Source organism: Pseudomonas sp. 13159349 (assembly GCF_013305685.1).
In the GTDB taxonomy this organism is placed as follows: Bacteria; Pseudomonadota; Gammaproteobacteria; order Pseudomonadales; family Pseudomonadaceae; genus Aquipseudomonas; species Aquipseudomonas asiatica.
On sequence record NZ_CP045553.1, the window covers coordinates 3,672,855 to 3,689,432 of the forward strand.

A 16,578-nucleotide genomic window follows, 5' to 3' on the forward strand; every position below is an offset into this window, starting at 1 on the left:
CCCACTGCATGAAAACAAGTGGTATTCCGGCACTTTCAGAAGTTTCCTATTCGGCGCTCGGAAGCGTCCTACTTGTTGCCTCTGCCCTCTGAAAACATGATCGGCACTGGATGACGCAAGGTAGCGATCCAGAGGAGGTTCCGCATGCACCTGTACGCCCGCCCCACTGCCGAATTGCGCAGCACCCTGCGCGAACTGCTGGCCCATGACATGAACAACCCCGATGACGACCCGCACCTGTCGGGGGTGATGTTCTTCTGCGCTACCGATGAACGCTCCCGCCAACTGATCGAGCGTATCGAGTTGCTGGCCAGCGAGTTGTTCTTCGACCCGAACGGGCGGGCCATCTCCGAGCATATGAAAGCGGCGGCGGTGGAAGGCGTTCGCATCAAGCGCAACCGCAAGGCGCCGGCGGACGAGACGGTGATACGTATCGCGCTGGCAGACAAGGGCTACATCACGGTGAGTACGGCACGCTTCTGATTACCTACCGCTTGCCTGGGGGCCGCATTGCGGCCCATCGCCGGCAAGCCAGCTCCCACCTCGACTGCACCGACCTCAAGCATTGTGCAGTTCCTGTGGGAGATTGCCCAGCCCTTTGGGCTGCGCTTTCGCGCAGAGAACAAATATCGCTCGTTTGACGCGGCCTGTGTAGGAGCAGCCTTGTGCTGCGAAGAGGCCGGTACAGCCAATAGACAGGCTTTGTCAGCCCCGGCCTCTTCGCAGCACAAGGCTGCTCCTACAGAACCTCGCCGAACCAATGAGTCATGTGTTGTTCTATGAGAGCTGGCTTGCCGGCGATGGGCCGCAAAGCGGCCCCATGCCCTTCCCCGACCAATCCGCTATCCTGAGCACTTCCCCGCTCCGGACCGCTCCATGGAACTGCACATTCGCCTGGAAGGCCGCAAAGGCCTGGCCGACCAGCTTTACCAGCAATTGCGCGCCGGCATCGACAGCGGCCACCTGGCCGCCGGCACCCAACTGCCGCCAAGCCGCCTGCTGGCAGAGCAGCTGGGCGTGTCGCGCAAGACCGTGGCCGAGGCCTATTCCCGGCTGACCTACGACAACCTGCTGAGCGGCGTGGTCGGCCGGGGCACCTTCGTCACCCCGCGCCAGCCGCTGCGCAGCAGCGAATCGCCCGCCATTCCCCTGGCTGGTGCCGCGTCGCTCGAGCGCTGGCAGCAGCGCGCCACCGTGCTGAGCCGACGCCAGCTGGAGGCTCCGTCGCGTTACGACTTCATCGGCGGGGCCTCGAGCAAGGCGCAGTTCCCGTTCGACCAGTGGCGCAGTTGCCTGAACTATGCCCTGCGCCGCAGCCAGCGCCATCCCGAGCGGCAGTTCCCTGCCCAGGGCCTGCCGGAGCTGCGCGAGGCCATTGCCCATCATGTCGCCTATGCCCGCGGCGTGCACTGCAGCGCCGCTGACCTGCTGGTGTGCAACGGCGCCCAGCAGGCACTGGACCTGATCGCACGGGTACTGGTCGAGCCGGGTTGCCAGGTAGCCATGGAAGACCCGGGCTACCCGCCAGCGCGGCAACTGTTCCTGGCCCTGGGTGCGCGCCTGCAATCGGTACCGGTGGACGATGAAGGGCTGTGCGTGGAGCAGATCGCCGACGGCACCCGGCTGATCTATGTGACGCCCTCGCACCAGTTCCCGCTGGGCATGCCGATGAGCGAGCCACGCCGGCACGCCCTGCTGGCACGGGCCGCCGAGCTGGGTGCGTTGATCATCGAAGACGACTACGACTGCGAGTTCCGCTACCACGGCCCAGCCGCAGACGCTCTACAGCGCCTCGACCGCCATGGCCTGGTGGCCTATGTGGGGACCTTTTCCAAGACCTTGCTGCCCGAGTTGCGCCTGGGCTACGCCGTACTGCCGCCCGACGTGCTGAAGGCGGCCTGCGTGGCCAAGCACCTCAGCGACTGGCACAGCCCGACCCTGTTGCAGTGGGCACTGGCGCGCTTTCTCGGCGAAGGCCACCTGAACAAGCACATCCGCCGTTGCCACGAGGTCTACAGCGCCCGTCGCGAACGCATCCTCGCGCGGCTGGGCGGCGACTTGGCACCGTGGTTCAGCGCCATCCCCGCCAGCGCCGGGTTCCACCTCAGCGCCCTGGCTAAACCTGGGGTCGATGTCGAGCTGCTGGCCAACCTCGCACGCAAGGTGGAGGTCGGCCTGTATTCGCTCGCGCCGTTCTTCAGCGAAGCGCCAGTGCGCCCGGGGCTGTTGCTGGGCTTCGGCGCCATCGAGCTGCTGGACATCGACCCGGCGCTGGACCGGGTGCGCGACACCCTGCAGCGCCTCAGTTGACCGGCGCGGCCTTGCCCGCCACTACCGGGCGGGCAATCGCCGCGGCATAACCGCGAGGGTTGAACCACGTGGTAACCAGCAGCATCGCCACCACGGTCACGGTCAGCAGCGTCCACGAGGCCTGGAAATCACCGCTCATGTCGCGCAACCAGCCGGTGACGTAAGGCACGATGCCGGTGATGATGAAGCCGATGCCCTGCACGAACGCCGCCAGGCTGCCAGCCTCGGCAGGTGTCTTCAGGTGCTCCAGGGTCAGCGTCAGGCTCTGGCTGAAGCAGGCGCCCAGACCGAAACCGATCATCGCCACCCACAGCCCCGAGGCCAGCGTGGGTGCCAGCAGCAGGCCGAGAAAACCCACCAGCTGGATCGCCAAGGCCAGCCACAGGCCCGGGCGTCGGTCTGCCCAGCGCCGCAGCAACAGCGGCAAGCCCAATGCACCGGCCACCTGAAAGATGGTCATCAGGCCAACCAGGTCGGCACCGCCCTGGGCGCTGCCACCATGCTCGATGTGATAGGCCGGCAACCAGGCCACCATGCTGGTGTAGCCACCGTTGATCAAGCCAAAGTACAGCGCCAGCAACCAGGCCCGACGCGTACCGAACCAATGACCGCCGGCGGCACCGGCCAGTTTCGGCGCCTCCTGGCGCGGCCGCAGCACGGCCCAGGCCAGCACCGCCAGCACAGCCGGGATCGCCCACACGCCCAGGCCGACCTGCCAATGACCGAAGTAGCCACTGATGTGCGGCCCAAGCACGGCGGCCAGGCCGCCGCCGCTCATCAGCGCTGCCGAATACAGGCCCATCGCCCCCGCCAGGCGGCCGGGAAACCAGCGGTTGACCAGCCCCGGCATCATGCCCTGCACTACCGCCACCCCCAGGCCGGCGACCACCGCACTGGCAATCAGCGCCCAGGCGCTGCCCAGTTGCAGGCGCCACAGGCAGGCCAGGGCGATGGCAGACAGGCCAGCGAGCATGCCGCCATGTTCGCTGATCCAGCGCCGCAACCAGGGTTGCAGCAAGGGCACCAGGCCCATGCACAGCACCGGCAACGCCGTCAGCAAGGCCGCCTGCTGGTAACCCAGGCCAGTACTTGCGCGCATGGGTTCGAGCAACGGGCCGATGCTGGTCAGGATCGGCCGCAGGTTCAGTGCCAGCAGGATGACCAGCAGCAGGTTCAATGCCGCTCTCATTGTGCGTTGGCCTGTTTCCACTCAAGGTAAAGACCGGCTTCGCCGCTGGGCTTCAGGGCGCGCAGCGGCAGGCTCTGTTGCTGGGGCGGGCGAGCCATCTGCGCGTATACCGCCGCGGTGGACAAGCCGTAGGGTTCGCCCTCGGCGTTGTCGTAGGCAAACCAGGCCCGCTCGATACCGCACAGGTGCATGGCCGCCAGGCACATCGGGCACGGGTGGCCGCTGGCGTAGACTTCGGCGCCGTCCAGGCGTGCCTGACCCAGGGCATGGCTGGCCTTGCTGATGGCCTGCATCTCGGCGTGGGCGGTCGGGTCCTGGGTGCTGTGGATCTCGTTGACCGCACGCGCCAGCACCTGCCCCTGGTACACCAGCACGGCGCCGAAGGGCCGGCCACCGGCCTGAATGTTGGCGCGGGCCAGGTCGAGCGCTTCGCGCATGTAGCGTTCTTCGGACATGAATCGGTTCCCCTGTTGCAAGACCTGATCATTATCCGGGCTTCGGCGGCCTGGCAGAAATGAAGAGATTGGATGCCTGTCAGTGGCCTCCCAAATGGCCGATTGGCCTCCCGCTTATGCGCGTGATTGGCTATCGGGGAGGCCAACGTGCGGCGCTACAGTAGCGCCATCCCCCCCACACCCTTTGGAGACAGCCATGCACAACCGTATCGAATGGGCCAAGCACGCCCCCGAGGCCTACAAAGCCATGGTCGGCCTGGAGCAGGCCCTGGCCAAGAGCGGCCTGGAGAATTCCCTGCTGGAACTGGTGCGCCTGCGGGCTTCGCAGATCAACGGCTGCGCCTACTGCGTCAACCTGCACGCCAACGATGCGCGCAAGGCCGGTGAGACCGAGGCACGCCTGCAGACCTTGTGCGTCTGGCAGGAAACCGCCTACTTCACCCCGCGCGAACGTGCTGCGCTGGCCTGGGTGGAGAGCCTGACCAGGCTGCCCGAGCATGGCGCGCCGCAGGCGGAATATGAAGCCTTGCAGGAACACTTCGAGCCGGCCGAGGTGGCCAACCTGACCCTGGCAATTGCCGCCATCAATGCCTGGAACCGCTTCGGGGTCGGGTTTGCCATGGTGCCGGCCTGATCATTGAGCGGTAGCCTGTACCGGCCTCTTCGCGGGCTTGCCCGCTCCCACAGGGATCGCACAGGGCTTGAAAGCTGTGCTGCACCTGTGGGAGCGGGCAAGCCCGCGAAAGGGCCGGTGCAGGTGAACACTACCGCCCGGCCAACCGCGCCCGGTAGCTCCCGGGGCTCTGCCCGGTCCACTTCTTGAACGCCCGGTGAAACGCACTGGGCTCCTGGAACCCGGTCTGCTCGGCAATCTCGGCAATGCTCAACTCCCCTTCGCGCAACCGCTCGAAGGCCATTGCCCGACGCACCTCATCCTTGATCTGCTGGTACGAACGCCCTTCCCGCTCCAGCTGCCGACGGAAAGTACTGGCACTGACCCCCTGCTGCTGCGCCAGCGCCGCCAGCGTCGGCCACTGCCCATAACGCCGCGCCCGCAGGTGCCGGTACACTTCGGCCACCAGCCCGTTCTGGTTGCGAAAGCGAATCACCAGCCCCTGCGGCGCACTGCGCAGGAAGGTTTTCAGGGCCGCCAGGTCCTGCACCACCGGCAGGCGCAGGTAGGCGCTGTCGAACTCCACCTCGGTGCGCCCGCTGCCCAGGCGCAGGTCCGGCCCCCACAGCAGCAGGTCGTCTTCCTGGGCCGGGCGCGACACCGCCAGCTCGGTGCGGTCGATGGCGATCCGCCGCCCGGCCAGCCAGCACAGCATGCCGATCATCAGCACCAGGTAGGTTTCCTCGGCATATACCCGGGTCAGCGGGTCGGCGATGCTCGACTGCACGCTGATCAGCGCCCGCCCGCCACGCACCGTCAGGCTGCCGCGCAGATCGCGCAGGAACAGGCCAAAACCGCCCATGCACTGGCGCAAGGCCTTCTCCAGGTTCGGCTCCAGGATCAGGCCCCGGCAGATCAGGGCGAAACTGCCCGGCGGCATGCCGTGGCTGTCGAGGCGGAAGAACTCATCGTCCAGGCGCTGGATCAGCGCCAGCCACAGCTGGGCGAAGGCCTTGGCCGGTACGCGCGCCTGGGGCTGCTCGAGCAGTTGTGGGTCGATGCCCACCGCACGCAGCTGCGCATCGCGTTCGGCGGGGCAGTCGCGCAGGGCATGGAGCATGGCATTGAGGAAGTACACGGCGACCGAATCGCTATCGCGCATGGCGGTTTTCGCTGTCTATGCTGAGTGGCAAAAAGTGCCAGGTTGTCTGAACAGTTCCGGCATAGGCTGCAACAGAGCCTTTGCCTAGACTCGGTCCCACTCCGGGATCGTCGGCCATTCTCGCAGAGCCTGGCCCGGTCCCGCCATGCCTTCGCAATCGGAGCCCCTATGAGCAGCGCAGAAATCTACGTCGTCAGTGCCGTCCGTTCAGCCATTGGTGGCTTTGGCGGTTCCCTCAAGGACCTGCCGCTGGCCGACCTGGCCAGCGCCATCACCCGCGCCGCCATCGAGCGCTCGGGCGTGGCCGCCGAGCAAGTCGGCCACCTGGTGATGGGCACGGTGATCCCCACCGAACCGCGTGACGCCTACCTGGCCCGCGTAGCAGCAATGAACGCCGGCATCCCCAAGGAAACCCCGGCATTCAACGTCAACCGCCTGTGCGGCTCGGGCCTGCAGGCCATCGTCTCGGCAGCCCAATGCCTGCTGCTCGGCGACACCGACGTGGCCGTGGCGGCGGGCGCCGAATCCATGAGCCGTGGCCCGTACCTGCTGCCGCAGGCACGCTGGGGTGCTCGCATGGGTGACCTGCAAGGCATCGACTACACCGTCGGCGTGCTGCAGGACCCGTTCGAACACTTCCATATGGGCATCACCGCCGAGAACGTTGCGGCCAAGCACGGCATTACCCGCGAAATGCAGGATGAACTGGCCCTGACCAGCCAGCGCCGCGCCGCTCGCGCCATTGCCGAAGGCCGCTTCGCCAGCCAGATCGTTCCGCTGGAACTGAAAACCCGCAAGGGCAGCGTTCAGTTCAGCACTGACGAGCATGTGCGTGGCGAGGTGACCGCCGAGCAACTGGCAGGGATGAAGGCGGTGTTCAAGAAAGACGGTACCGTTACCGCCGGCAACGCCAGTGGCATCAACGACGGCGCTGGCGGCCTGGTACTGGCCACTGGTGATGCGGTGCGCCGCCTGGGCCTGAAGCCCCTGGCCCGCCTGGTGGGCTATGCCCATGCCGGCGTCGAGCCTGAACTGATGGGCCTTGGCCCGATCCCGGCCACCCGCAAGGTGCTGGAGAAGACCGGCCTGAGTGTGCAGGACCTGGACGTGATCGAGTCCAACGAAGCCTTCGCTGCCCAGGCTTGCGCCGTCGCTCGCGAACTGGGCTTCGACCCGGAAAAGGTCAACCCCAACGGTTCGGGCATTTCCCTGGGTCACCCGGTGGGCGCCACCGGCGCGATCATCGCCACCAAGGCCATCCATGAGCTGCAGCGCATCCAGGGCCGCTATGCCCTGGCCACCATGTGCATCGGTGGTGGCCAAGGCATCGCCTTGGTCTTCGAGCGCGTCTGACGGAGCCTGACACATGAGCATTGAACAGATTGCCGTGATCGGCGCAGGCACCATGGGCAACGGCATTGCCCAGGTGTGCGCGGTGGCCGGCTACCAGGTGCTGCTGGTGGACGTTTCCGACGCTGCGCTGGAGCGCGGCGTGGCCACCTTGAGCAAGAACCTCGAGCGCCAGGTCGCCAAGGGTACCTTCGACGCCGACAAGGCGGCAGCTGCCCGCACCCGCATTCGCACCAGCACCGACTACACCCAGCTCAGCAGCGCGCAAATGGTGATCGAAGCCGCCACCGAGAACCTGCAGCTCAAGCAGCGCATCCTGCAGCAGGTGGCCGCCAACGTCGCCGCCGACTGCCTGATCGCCACCAACACCTCGTCGCTGTCGGTCACCCAGCTGGCGGCCGGCATCGAGCACCCCGAACGCTTCATCGGCGTGCATTTCTTCAACCCGGTGCCGATGATGGCGCTGGTCGAGATCATTCGCGGCCTGCAGACCAGCGACAGCACCTACGCCCAGGCGCTGGTGGTGACCGAAAAGGTCGGCAAGACCCCGATCACCGCCGGCAACCGCCCAGGGTTCGTGGTCAACCGCATCCTGGTGCCGATGATCAACGAAGCGATCTTCGTGCGCCAGGAAGGCCTGGCCAGTGCCGAGGACATCGACACCGGCATGCGCCTGGGCTGCAACCAACCGATCGGCCCGCTGGCCCTGGCCGACCTGATCGGCCTGGACACCCTGCTGGCAATCATGGAGGCCTTCCATGAAGGCTTCAATGACAGCAAGTACCGCCCTGCCCCGTTGCTCAAGGAAATGGTCGCGGCCGGTTGGCTGGGGCGCAAGAGCGGCCGCGGTTTCTTCACCTACTGAGGAGCGAACGCCATGCCCCCGGTCAATGCCGCGATGCGCTGTGCCAACTTTGAAGAGCGACGTGACCGGGCCATGGCGCTGTTTGCCGAAAAGGGCTTCGGCCAGGTCAGCATGCGCGAGCTGGCGGCCCATGTGGGGCTTACCGCAGGCTCGCTATATCACCACTTCCCCAGCAAGCAGGACCTGCTGTACGACCTGATCGAGGAGTTGTACGAGGAATTGCAGGCCACCCTGGACCAGGGGCGCCGGGCAATGGCTCGCGGGGCGTCGGCGCTGAGCTGCCTGATTGCCGCGCACTGGCAGCTGCATGCCGAGCGGCCCATGCAGTTTCGCCTGGCGGAGCATGACTTCTGTTGCCTGAGCGACGACCAGCAGGCGCGCCTGGCCTTGTTGCGCAAGCGCTATGAGGCGGGGTTGCTGAGGTTGATCGCACCGCAGGCGAAGTTGCAGGGGGAGGCCCTTGTGGCCACGGCGCATGTGGTGGCGACACTGCTGAACCAGTTGCCGGGGCTGTTGAAGGCCTTGCCCGAAGAACAGGGGCTGGGGTTGATGGAAAGCATGCTGGTGGGTGGGCTGGAGCGGACACTGCGCTAGCCTGTTGCGGCCTCTTCGCGGGCTTGCCCGCTCCCACAGGAAACCCGCAGGCTTCAAGGTTTGCACAGAACCTGTGGGAGCGGGCGCGCCCGCGAAGAGGCAAACACAGTCAGCGCAGGAGCGACTGGATCTGCTCGTGCAAGGTATCCAGGTCGAACGGCTTGGCCAGGATCGGTGCCTTGCGGGTGATCGGGCTGCCGGACTCGAGAATCTCCGCCGGGTAGCCGCTGATGAAGATCACCTTCAGGTCCGGCCGCAACTTCACCGCCGGCTCGGCAATGTCCACCCCGGAAATCCCGCCTGGCAAGCGGAAGTCCGTCACCATCAGGTCGAGGTGCGGCTTGCTCGCCAGGATCGCGAACGCCTGCTCGCCATCCTCGGCCACCAGCACGTGGTAGCCCTCGCCTGCCAGGTAATCACGCAGGATCATGCGAATCGCCGGTTCGTCCTCGACCACCAGTACTACATCTTGTGCATCTTCACTCATGTCAACGCCTTGAAATACTTACAACTGGCCATCAGACCCCAGGCTCACGCAGAGGTTGCCCTTGCCTGGTCGTTTTGTTGTTCGCAGGTTGCCAGTGGCAATTGCAAGGTGAAGGTGGCGCCTTTGCCCTCTTCACTCTCCACCAATATGCGCCCGCCATGGGCCTGGACGATCTGCTCCGATATGTACAGCCCCAGGCCCAACCCACCACTGGCCTGCTGGGTGGCGACCCGCTCGAACTGCTGGAAGATGCGCTGCTGGTTGGCCACGCAGATGCCGATGCCATGGTCCTGCACCTGCACGCAGGCCTGGCCGTCCTGCTCGAACACCCGCACCTGTACCGGTTTGCGCTCACCATAACGCAAGGCATTGGACAACAGGTTGGCCAGCACCTGCTCGATGCGAAACTCGTCCCACTCGCCCAGCAGCGGCTCGCAGCGTTGCAACTCGATATGGGTGTCCAGTGCGCTGGCCTGGGCGGCAAAGTTCTCCACCAGGCCGCGCACCAGCAGGCCCAGGTCGAACGCCTTGGGCCGCAGCGACAGTTTGCCGGTGCGGATGCGCGATACATCGAGCATGTCTTCGACCAGGCGGATCAGGCTGTTGATCTGCCGCTCGTCGCGCTCGACCATGGCCTGCAGCTTGTCGACGCTGAAGGCGGCAAGGTTGCCGCGTGCCAGGTGCAGCTTGCGCAGCTGGGTTTCCAGGATCAGGCCATTGAGCGGGGTGCGCACCTCGTGGGACACGATCGACATGAAGTCATCGCGCATGCGCACGGCATGCTCCAGTTCACCCCGCGCCGTCTGCAGCTGGGCCAGCAGCAGCTCCTGCTCCTGGCGGCTGCGTTCCAGGGCCTGCAATTGGCGGTCGAGCACCTTGCGCTGGCGGTACAGGTCGACGAACACCGACACCTTGCTCTTCACCGCCAAGGTGTCGAGCGGCTTGTGCAGAAAGTCCACCGCGCCGCTTTCATAGCCTTTGAACGCGTAGTTCATCTCGCGCCCGGCGGCAGTGACGAACACGATGGGGATGTTGCGGGTCTTTTCCGTGCCGCGCATCAGCTCGGCCAGCTCGAAACCGTTCATGCCCGGCATCTGCACGTCGAGAATGGCCAGGGCGAACTCGTGCTCGAGCAACAGTGACAACGCTGCCTCGGCCGACTGGGCCTGGTGCACCTCGCGGTCTTGGCCCTGGAGCAGGGCGTCGAGGGCCAGCAGGTTTTCTGGCAGGTCGTCGACGATCAGCAGTTTGGCGATGGTGTGGCTTAGCATGCGCTGGGTTCCAGGGCGGCGAGCAATCGCTCGATGCCACTCAGAGAAAGAATATGGTCGGGCTGGTGCAGGGCCAGTGCGGCCTCCGGCATCAACGCCACTTGTGCGTCGCAAGGGTCCTGGACCACGGTCCGGCCCCCGTTGCGCTTGATATAGGCAAGGCCTTCTGCGCCATCCTCGTTGGCCCCGGTGAGCAACATGCCCAGCAGGCCGGCACCATAGGCATCGGCCGCCGACATGAACAGGTAGTCGATCGCCGGCCGGGAAAAATGCACCGGCGGCTCCTGGCTCAGCGACAGGGTCAGGTCACGCTCCACCGACAGGTGATAACCTGGCCCGGCCACGTAGATCTGCCCGGGGCGCAGCGGCTGTTTGTCACAGGCCTCGCACACTGGCCGCCGCAGGCGACGTTGCAGCACCTCGGCCAGCTGGCTGTGGCGGTCATCCGGCAGGTGCAGCACGCAAATTACCGGAATGGCGAAGCCGGCCGGCAACGCGCCCAGCACACTGAACAGCGCTGTAACGCCGCCGGCCGAGGCGCCGATCACCATCGCGCGTACGCCTTTCATGACTTGCGGTAGATCCGTTCGGGCTTGACCAGCGGTTCGAAGCGCTCGCTGTAGGCGGAAAAATCCACCGATTCCTTGCTGCCCAGCACCAGGAAGCCGCGGTGGCACAGGGACTCGTGGAACAGGCCCAGGGCGCGGTCCTGCAGTTCCTTGTTGAAGTAGATGAGCACGTTGCGGCACGACACCAGCTGGGTTTCGGAAAACACGCTGTCGGTGGCCAGGCTGTGGTCGGCGAAAGTCACGTTGTCCCGCAGGGTGCTGTCCATGATGGCGTTACCGTAGGCTGCCGTGTAGTACTCGGCAAAGTCCCGTCGGCCACCGGCGATGCGATAGTTTTCGGCGTACTCGCGCATGCTCTGCATCGAGTAGATACCCTGCTTGGCCTTGTCCAGCGAATGCGGGTTGATGTCGGTGGCATAGATGATGGTGCGCTCCAGCAGGCCCTCCTCGCGTAGCAGGATGGCCATTGAATACACCTCCTCGCCCGTGCTGCAGCCGGCAATCCACACCTTGATCGACGGCCAGGTGCGCAGCAGCGGCACCACTTCGTTGCGCAGCGCCAGGTAGTGCCCCGGGTCGCGGAACATCTCGCTGACCGGGATCGTCAGGTACTGCAGCAACTGCATGAACATGCCAGGGTCGTGCAGCACGCGCTCCTGCAGCGCCGACACCGTCAGGCAGTCGAACTGGCGCAGCGCATGCAGGATCCGGCGTTTGATCGACGCGCCGGAATAGTTGCGGAAATCGTAGCTGTACTTGAGGTAGATGGCCTCGATCAGCAAGCGGATTTCGATATCGGTGTTACGTTCGCTAGTCAAATTCGCTCCAGTTGTGGCAGCCACACACGGATCAGCGAGAACAAGCGGTCCAGGTCGATCGGTTTGGCCAGGTAATCGTTGGCGCCAGCCTGCAGGCAACGCTGCTGGTCATCCTTCATCGCCTTGGCGGTCACGGCAATGATCGGCAGCTTGCGCCAGCGTGGTTGCTGGCGGATCAGCCGGGTAGCCTCGAAGCCGTCCATTTCCGGCATCATCACATCCATCAACACCAGGTCGATGTCGTCATGCTGCTCCAGGCGCTCGATGGCCTCGCGGCCGTTGCGGCCGATTTCGACGATCGCGCCCTTGTGCTCCAGCGCGCTGGTCAGGGCAAAGATGTTGCGCACGTCGTCGTCCACCAGCAGCACCTTGCGGCCTTCGAAAACCTTGTCGCGGCTGCGCGCGGTCTTGAGCATGCGCTGGCGTTCGTTGGACAGCTGCGACTCGACCTTGTGCAGGAACAGCGTCACTTCGTCGAGCAGGCGCTCCGGCGAGCGGGCGCCCTTGATGATGATCGAGCGCGAATACTTGAGCAGGTCGGCTTCTTCTTCGCGGGTAAGGTTGCGCCCGGTATACACGATCACCGGCGGGAAGGCACGGATGTCTTCGGCGGTCATGCGCTTGAGCAACTCGTTGCCGAGCATGTCCGGCAGCTTGAGGTCGATGATCATGCAGTCGTAGATATTCTCGCGCAGCAACGCCAGGGCATCCTGGGCCAAGGCCACAGCGGTGATCTCGACATCGTCGTCGCCGATCAGGCGGGCAATGCTCTCGCGCTGCAGGTCGTCGTCTTCCACCAGCAGGATGTGCTTGAGCTTCTGGGTCAGCTTGGCCTCCAGCCGGGCGAAAACTTCCTTGAGTTGTTCACGGCTGGTGGGCTTGACCGCGTAGCCGACGGCACCCATGTGCATGGCGGCCTCGACGCGGTCCTCAACGGAAATGATATGCACCGGGATGTGCCGGGTGCTCGCTTGCTCCTTCAGGCGTTGCAGCACGGTCAGGCCGGAATGGTCGGGCAGGCGCATGTCCAGCAGGATGGCATCGGGGATGTACTGCACGGCCAGTTCGAAGCCCTCGTCGGCGCCCTGCGCCACCAGGCAGCTGTAACCCAGCTCGTGGGCCAGGTCGAAGAGGATGCGGGCGAAGTTCGGTTCGTCTTCGATCACCAGGATGCAGCGGTTGCCGAACGGCGCGCGCTCACGGTCATCGGCAAACACTGGTGTCGGGCGTTTCGGTGCTGCCACCACTGGTGCCTGCTGCGCGGGTGGCAGGCTATCGACCGCAGGGCGCAGGCTGAGCGGCTCGATATCCTGCGCCACGCGCTCATAGCGCTCCGGCAGGATCAGGCTGAATACACTGCCCTGGCCGGGGCTGCTGTCGACGCTGATCTGCCCACCCAGCAGGTGCGCCAGGTCGCGGGAAATCGACAGGCCCAGGCCTGTGCCGCCATAACGGCGGTTGCTGGTGCCATCCACCTGGTGGAATGCGCCGAAGATCGCCTGCTGCTGGTCGGCGGCGATGCCGATGCCGGTATCGCGCACGGCAAAGACGATGCCGGTGCCAGGCTGGTAACCGATGTTCAGGCTGACCTGGCCGCGCTCGGTGAACTTGATGGCGTTGGACAGCAGGTTCTTGAGAATCTGCTCCAGGCGCTGGCGGTCGGTGAACAGCGTGGCCGGCACCTGCGCCTCGGTGGTCACCTCGAAGGCCAGGCCCTTGTGCCCGGCCAACGGCTCGAACATGCCACGCAGGCCTTCGACCAGGCGTTCCAACTGGGTGCTTTCGGGGCGCACTTCGAGCTTGCCTGCTTCCACCTTGGCGATGTCGAGAATGTCGTTGATCAGGTTGAGCAGGTCGTTGCCGGCCGAATAGATGGATTCGGCGAACTTGACCTGCTCGTCGCTGAGGTTGCCCTCGCCGTTTTCCGCCAGCAGCTTGGCCAGGATCAGCGAGCTGTTCAGCGGCGTGCGCAACTCGTGGGACATGTTGGCGAGGAATTCGGACTTGTACTTGCTCGAACGCTGCAGTTCCTCGGCGCGCGCCTGCAGCTCGTCCTGGGCCTGGAGCAGTTCGTCGTTCTTGCGGTCCAGCGCCTCGGTGCGCTCCGACAGCTGCTCGTTGGTCTGCTCAAGCTCCGCCTGCTGGGTTTCCAGGTGGGCCTGGGACTCCTTGAGCACGCGGGATTGCTCTTCGAGCTCTTCGTTGGCGGTTTTAAGTTCTTCCTGCTGCACTTGCAGCTCTTCGTTCAGTTGCTGGGTTTCGGCCAGCACCTCCTGCAGGCGCTGCCGGTAACGGGCGCTTTCGATGGAAATACCGACGTTGCCACGGACCCGCTGCAGCATCTCTTCGTCACGCTCCTGCAACGGCCGCAGGAAGCCCAGCTCCAGCACGCCGTTGATCTGCCCGTCGTCGCTCGAGGGCATCAGCATGGCACTGCGCGGCAGGCCCCTGCCAAGGCCGGAACTGAGGTGGAAATAGTCTTCAGGCAAGTCGTCCAGACGCAGCAGCCTCGCTTCGCGCACGGCCTGGGCCAGCAGCCCCTCGTGGTCACCCAGTACCTGCTCGCGCGCCTGCTCCTCGGCATCCAGGCCATAGCTGGCAACACGCACCAGGCGGCCATGTTCGTCACGCACGTACAACGCACCTACCACGCTGCCCAGGTAGCTGGCGAAGAAACGCAGGATGTTGTCACCGAGCATGGGCAGGGTCAGCTGGCCAAGCACCTGTTCGGACAGTTGCGTCTGCCCGTTGCGCAGCCAGGCCTGATGCTCCAGGCGTTCGGCGGCGCGCTGCTGGGCCTGGAAGTTTTCGTCATAGGTAGCGGACAGCGCCAGCAGGTCGCGCCGCCCGAGGTAGGCCAGCAAGGCGCTGAGGCCGACGATGAACAGCACGAAGGACGACATGACCGTGACGGTCACACTGTTGACCCGCTCGTTGCGCGCCATGCGCAATTGTTGTTCGCTGCCGATGAGGTTGTCGAACTCCTTGCGGATCTCGTCGGTCAGGCGCTTGCCGCGGCCGTTGCCGATCAAGGCGCGGTAATCACCCTGGCTGCGGCGCAAGTTGATCATCTCGCTGCCGAAGGTGTTCCACGCTTGCTGCAGGGCGATCAGCCGGTCGATGCGTTCGACCTGTTGCGGGTTGTCCTCGACCATGCCGCGCAGGCTCTGCAGGCTGCCGAAAATGCGCGGCTTGGCCACCTCGTAGGGGTCGAGGAAACGCTCATCGCCGGTGATCAGGAAGCCACGCATGCCGGTTTCCATGTCGATCGACAGTTTGACCGCTTCGTTGGCATTGCCGATCACCCGGTCGGTGTGCTCGACCCACTGCAAGGCCGAAAGCAGGTAGTTGATCACCGCAACGAAGGCCACGGCCCCCAGCAGGCCAACCCCCAGGGGTAGGCCGACGTTGCGGCTCAACAGCTTGCGGAAGCTTCGCTGGTCCATCGAGGCTGCTTGAATCATGTGAAAACGCCCGAGCTAAAAGTCCATTGAAAGGTGTGGCGGATCTGTCGTTGTCATTATCTGCCACTGCGCCGTCCTGTTAAGCGAGTCTAACCAGCTTTGCCGGGTCTGGCAGGGCATTTAGCCAGTATTTGAAGGCAGCGTGCGCCAAACGTTCCATCTGATTGCAGTGCCCGGTATCCTCGGGAACTTCTGCTGCCATCTGGAGCACAGATTAAAGACATTCATTAGCACAGGATCCGAACCATGCACCTTCTGGTAGTCGAAGACGACGACATCGTACGCATGCTGATGGTCGAAGTGCTCGACGAACTGGGCTACACGGTCATCGAGGCGGACAGTGCCGGCGCGGCGCTGCGCATTATCGAGGACCCGGGCCAGGAGTTGGCGCTGATGCTGACCGACGTGGGGTTGCCAGACATGGGTGGCGAAGAGCTGGCCGGCAAGGCGCGCGAGCTGCGGCCGCTGTTGCCGGTGCTGTTCGCCAGTGGTTATGCCGAGAACGTCAATGTACCGGAGGGCATGCACCTGATCGGCAAGCCGTTCAGCATCGACCAGTTGCGCGACAAGGTACAGGCCATTCTGGGTAACCCTTGAAATCGGTGTCGCCTGGTTCGCGGAATACCTGTGGGAGCGGGCGAGCCCGCGAAGAGGCCGGCACAGGCTGTAGCTGACTACAGCTCCCTGCGTAACAGGTAGCTATCCATGATCCACCCCTTGCGCGCCCGCTCCCGCTCACGCACCTCCAGTATCTGTGCCTTCACCGTTTGCAACGGCCCGGCAATCAGCACCTCATCCGCAGTCCCCAGGTACGCGCCCCAGTAGATCATCAACGCCGGGTCATCGAGCCGGGCAAACGCGCACTGCCCGTCGAGCATCACCAGCACATTGTCGATCTGCCCCTGCCCGGCCAGGCGCCGCCCTGGCAATACGGTCAACGGCTCACCGATGCGGTTGAGCGGCACCTGATGGCGCGCAGCCAACGCCTGCACGCTGCTGATGCCCGGAATGACCTGCAGGCGCAGCGCCACACCACGCTCGCGGACCAGGCCAAGGATGCGCAGGGTGCTGTCGTACAGCGTCGGCTCGCCCCACAGCAGAAAGGCGCCGGTTTCCCCAATGCCTATCTCCTGTTCGATCAGTTGGGCATACAGCGCCGCACGCTGCCGGTGCCAGTCCTGCACCGCGCCCAGGTAGTCATCGGCCTGGCCATCGCGTGCAGGGTCGGCCACCTGCACCAGGCGGTAGCCGCCCTCGGGCCGGTAGCGTTGCAGGATGGCCTTGCGCAGGCGCAGCAGTTCGTCCTTGTCGCCGCCTTTGTCGAGCACGAAGAACACACTGGCCTGGCGCAGTGCATCGACCGCCTCGTAGGTGACCTGGCGCGGGTCACCCGGGCCGATGCCGATCAACAACAGGTCTTTCATTGCCCTG

The 16,578-nt window shown here is 65.0% G+C and carries 16 protein-coding genes; 7 read left to right on the forward strand and 9 right to left on the reverse strand.

The genetic code is table 11. The annotated features are described in order from the left end of the window. Positions 1-144 precede the first annotated feature (144 nt). Together GEV38_RS16960 and GEV38_RS16965 are read left to right on the forward strand one after the other, a co-directional pair. Complete coding sequence (locus GEV38_RS16960; protein ID WP_015270796.1) at positions 145-483, forward strand: hypothetical protein; 339 nt, start codon at positions 145-147, stop codon at positions 481-483. A 393-nt stretch (positions 484-876) separates the two neighbouring features. After that, positions 877-2,310, forward strand: coding sequence for a PLP-dependent aminotransferase family protein (locus GEV38_RS16965; RefSeq protein ID WP_015270797.1), 1,434 nt, complete (start codon positions 877-879; stop codon positions 2,308-2,310). On the opposite strand, the gene GEV38_RS16970 is transcribed toward GEV38_RS16965, so the two are convergent. Further along, on the reverse strand, positions 2,303-3,499 hold the full coding sequence (locus GEV38_RS16970) for a CynX/NimT family MFS transporter (RefSeq protein ID WP_043935700.1): 1,197 nt from the start codon (positions 3,497-3,499) through the stop codon (positions 2,303-2,305). The genes GEV38_RS16965 and GEV38_RS16970 overlap by 8 nt on opposite strands. Then, complete coding sequence (locus GEV38_RS16975) at positions 3,496-3,954, reverse strand: nucleoside deaminase (RefSeq protein ID WP_054572069.1); 459 nt, start codon at positions 3,952-3,954, stop codon at positions 3,496-3,498. The genes GEV38_RS16970 and GEV38_RS16975 overlap by 4 nt, the downstream gene beginning before the upstream one ends. Positions 3,955-4,150: 196 nt before the next feature. Here GEV38_RS16975 and GEV38_RS16980 point away from each other — a divergent pair, with 196 nt between their 5' ends. Beyond that, positions 4,151-4,588, forward strand: a complete 438-nt coding sequence (locus tag GEV38_RS16980) for a carboxymuconolactone decarboxylase family protein (RefSeq protein ID WP_015270800.1) — start codon at positions 4,151-4,153, stop codon at positions 4,586-4,588. Positions 4,589-4,718: 130 nt separating this feature from the next. Here the strand turns inward: GEV38_RS16980 and GEV38_RS16985 are convergent, their stop codons facing one another. Further along, positions 4,719-5,729, reverse strand: a complete 1,011-nt coding sequence (locus tag GEV38_RS16985) for an AraC family transcriptional regulator (RefSeq protein ID WP_003259468.1) — start codon at positions 5,727-5,729, stop codon at positions 4,719-4,721. A gap of 168 nt (positions 5,730-5,897) precedes the next feature. Here GEV38_RS16985 and GEV38_RS16990 point away from each other — a divergent pair, with 168 nt between their 5' ends. From GEV38_RS16990 to GEV38_RS17000, 3 genes are read left to right on the forward strand one after another with little or no spacing between them, the layout of a single operon-like run. After that, positions 5,898-7,082: an acetyl-CoA C-acyltransferase family protein gene (locus tag GEV38_RS16990; RefSeq protein WP_013973108.1), complete on the forward strand. Its 1,185-nt coding sequence runs from the start codon at positions 5,898-5,900 to the stop codon at positions 7,080-7,082. 13 nt (positions 7,083-7,095) lie between these two features. Continuing rightward, complete coding sequence (locus GEV38_RS16995; RefSeq protein ID WP_054572070.1) at positions 7,096-7,944, forward strand: 3-hydroxybutyryl-CoA dehydrogenase; 849 nt, start codon at positions 7,096-7,098, stop codon at positions 7,942-7,944. Between the two features lie 12 nt (positions 7,945-7,956). Then, complete coding sequence (locus GEV38_RS17000; RefSeq protein ID WP_173895905.1) at positions 7,957-8,538, forward strand: TetR/AcrR family transcriptional regulator; 582 nt, start codon at positions 7,957-7,959, stop codon at positions 8,536-8,538. Positions 8,539-8,647: 109 nt separating this feature from the next. Here GEV38_RS17000 and GEV38_RS17005 read toward each other — a convergent pair whose 3' ends face one another. Genes GEV38_RS17005 through GEV38_RS17025 form a run of 5 tightly spaced genes read right to left on the reverse strand, consistent with a single transcriptional unit; the run spans position 8,648 to position 15,147 of the window. After that, positions 8,648-9,025, reverse strand: a complete 378-nt coding sequence (locus tag GEV38_RS17005; protein WP_003256176.1) for a response regulator — start codon at positions 9,023-9,025, stop codon at positions 8,648-8,650. Positions 9,026-9,069: 44 nt separating this feature from the next. After that, on the reverse strand, positions 9,070-10,296 hold the full coding sequence (locus GEV38_RS17010) for a hybrid sensor histidine kinase/response regulator (protein WP_015270804.1): 1,227 nt from the start codon (positions 10,294-10,296) through the stop codon (positions 9,070-9,072). Next, the gene (locus GEV38_RS17015; RefSeq protein ID WP_013973112.1) at positions 10,290-10,865 is read right to left on the reverse strand and encodes a chemotaxis protein CheB; all 576 of its coding nucleotides are present in this window, start codon (positions 10,863-10,865) and stop codon (positions 10,290-10,292) included. The genes GEV38_RS17010 and GEV38_RS17015 overlap by 7 nt, the downstream gene beginning before the upstream one ends. Then, entirely contained in the window at positions 10,862-11,683 is an 822-nt protein-coding gene (locus GEV38_RS17020; RefSeq protein WP_003259474.1) for a protein-glutamate O-methyltransferase CheR, read from the reverse strand. Before GEV38_RS17020 ends, GEV38_RS17015 begins: the two co-directional genes overlap by 4 nt. After that, a complete protein-coding gene (locus tag GEV38_RS17025) occupies positions 11,680-15,147 on the reverse strand; it encodes a response regulator (protein WP_054572071.1) in 3,468 nt (1,155 codons plus the stop codon). The genes GEV38_RS17020 and GEV38_RS17025 overlap by 4 nt, the downstream gene beginning before the upstream one ends. A gap of 246 nt (positions 15,148-15,393) precedes the next feature. Here GEV38_RS17025 and GEV38_RS17030 point away from each other — a divergent pair, with 246 nt between their 5' ends. After that, positions 15,394-15,744, forward strand: coding sequence for a response regulator (locus GEV38_RS17030; protein WP_015270807.1), 351 nt, complete (start codon positions 15,394-15,396; stop codon positions 15,742-15,744). A 77-nt stretch (positions 15,745-15,821) separates the two neighbouring features. Here the strand turns inward: GEV38_RS17030 and cobF are convergent, their stop codons facing one another. Then, entirely contained in the window at positions 15,822-16,571 is a 750-nt protein-coding gene (gene cobF, locus GEV38_RS17035; RefSeq protein WP_013973115.1) for a precorrin-6A synthase (deacetylating), read from the reverse strand. Between the last annotated feature and the right edge of the window lie 7 nt (positions 16,572-16,578).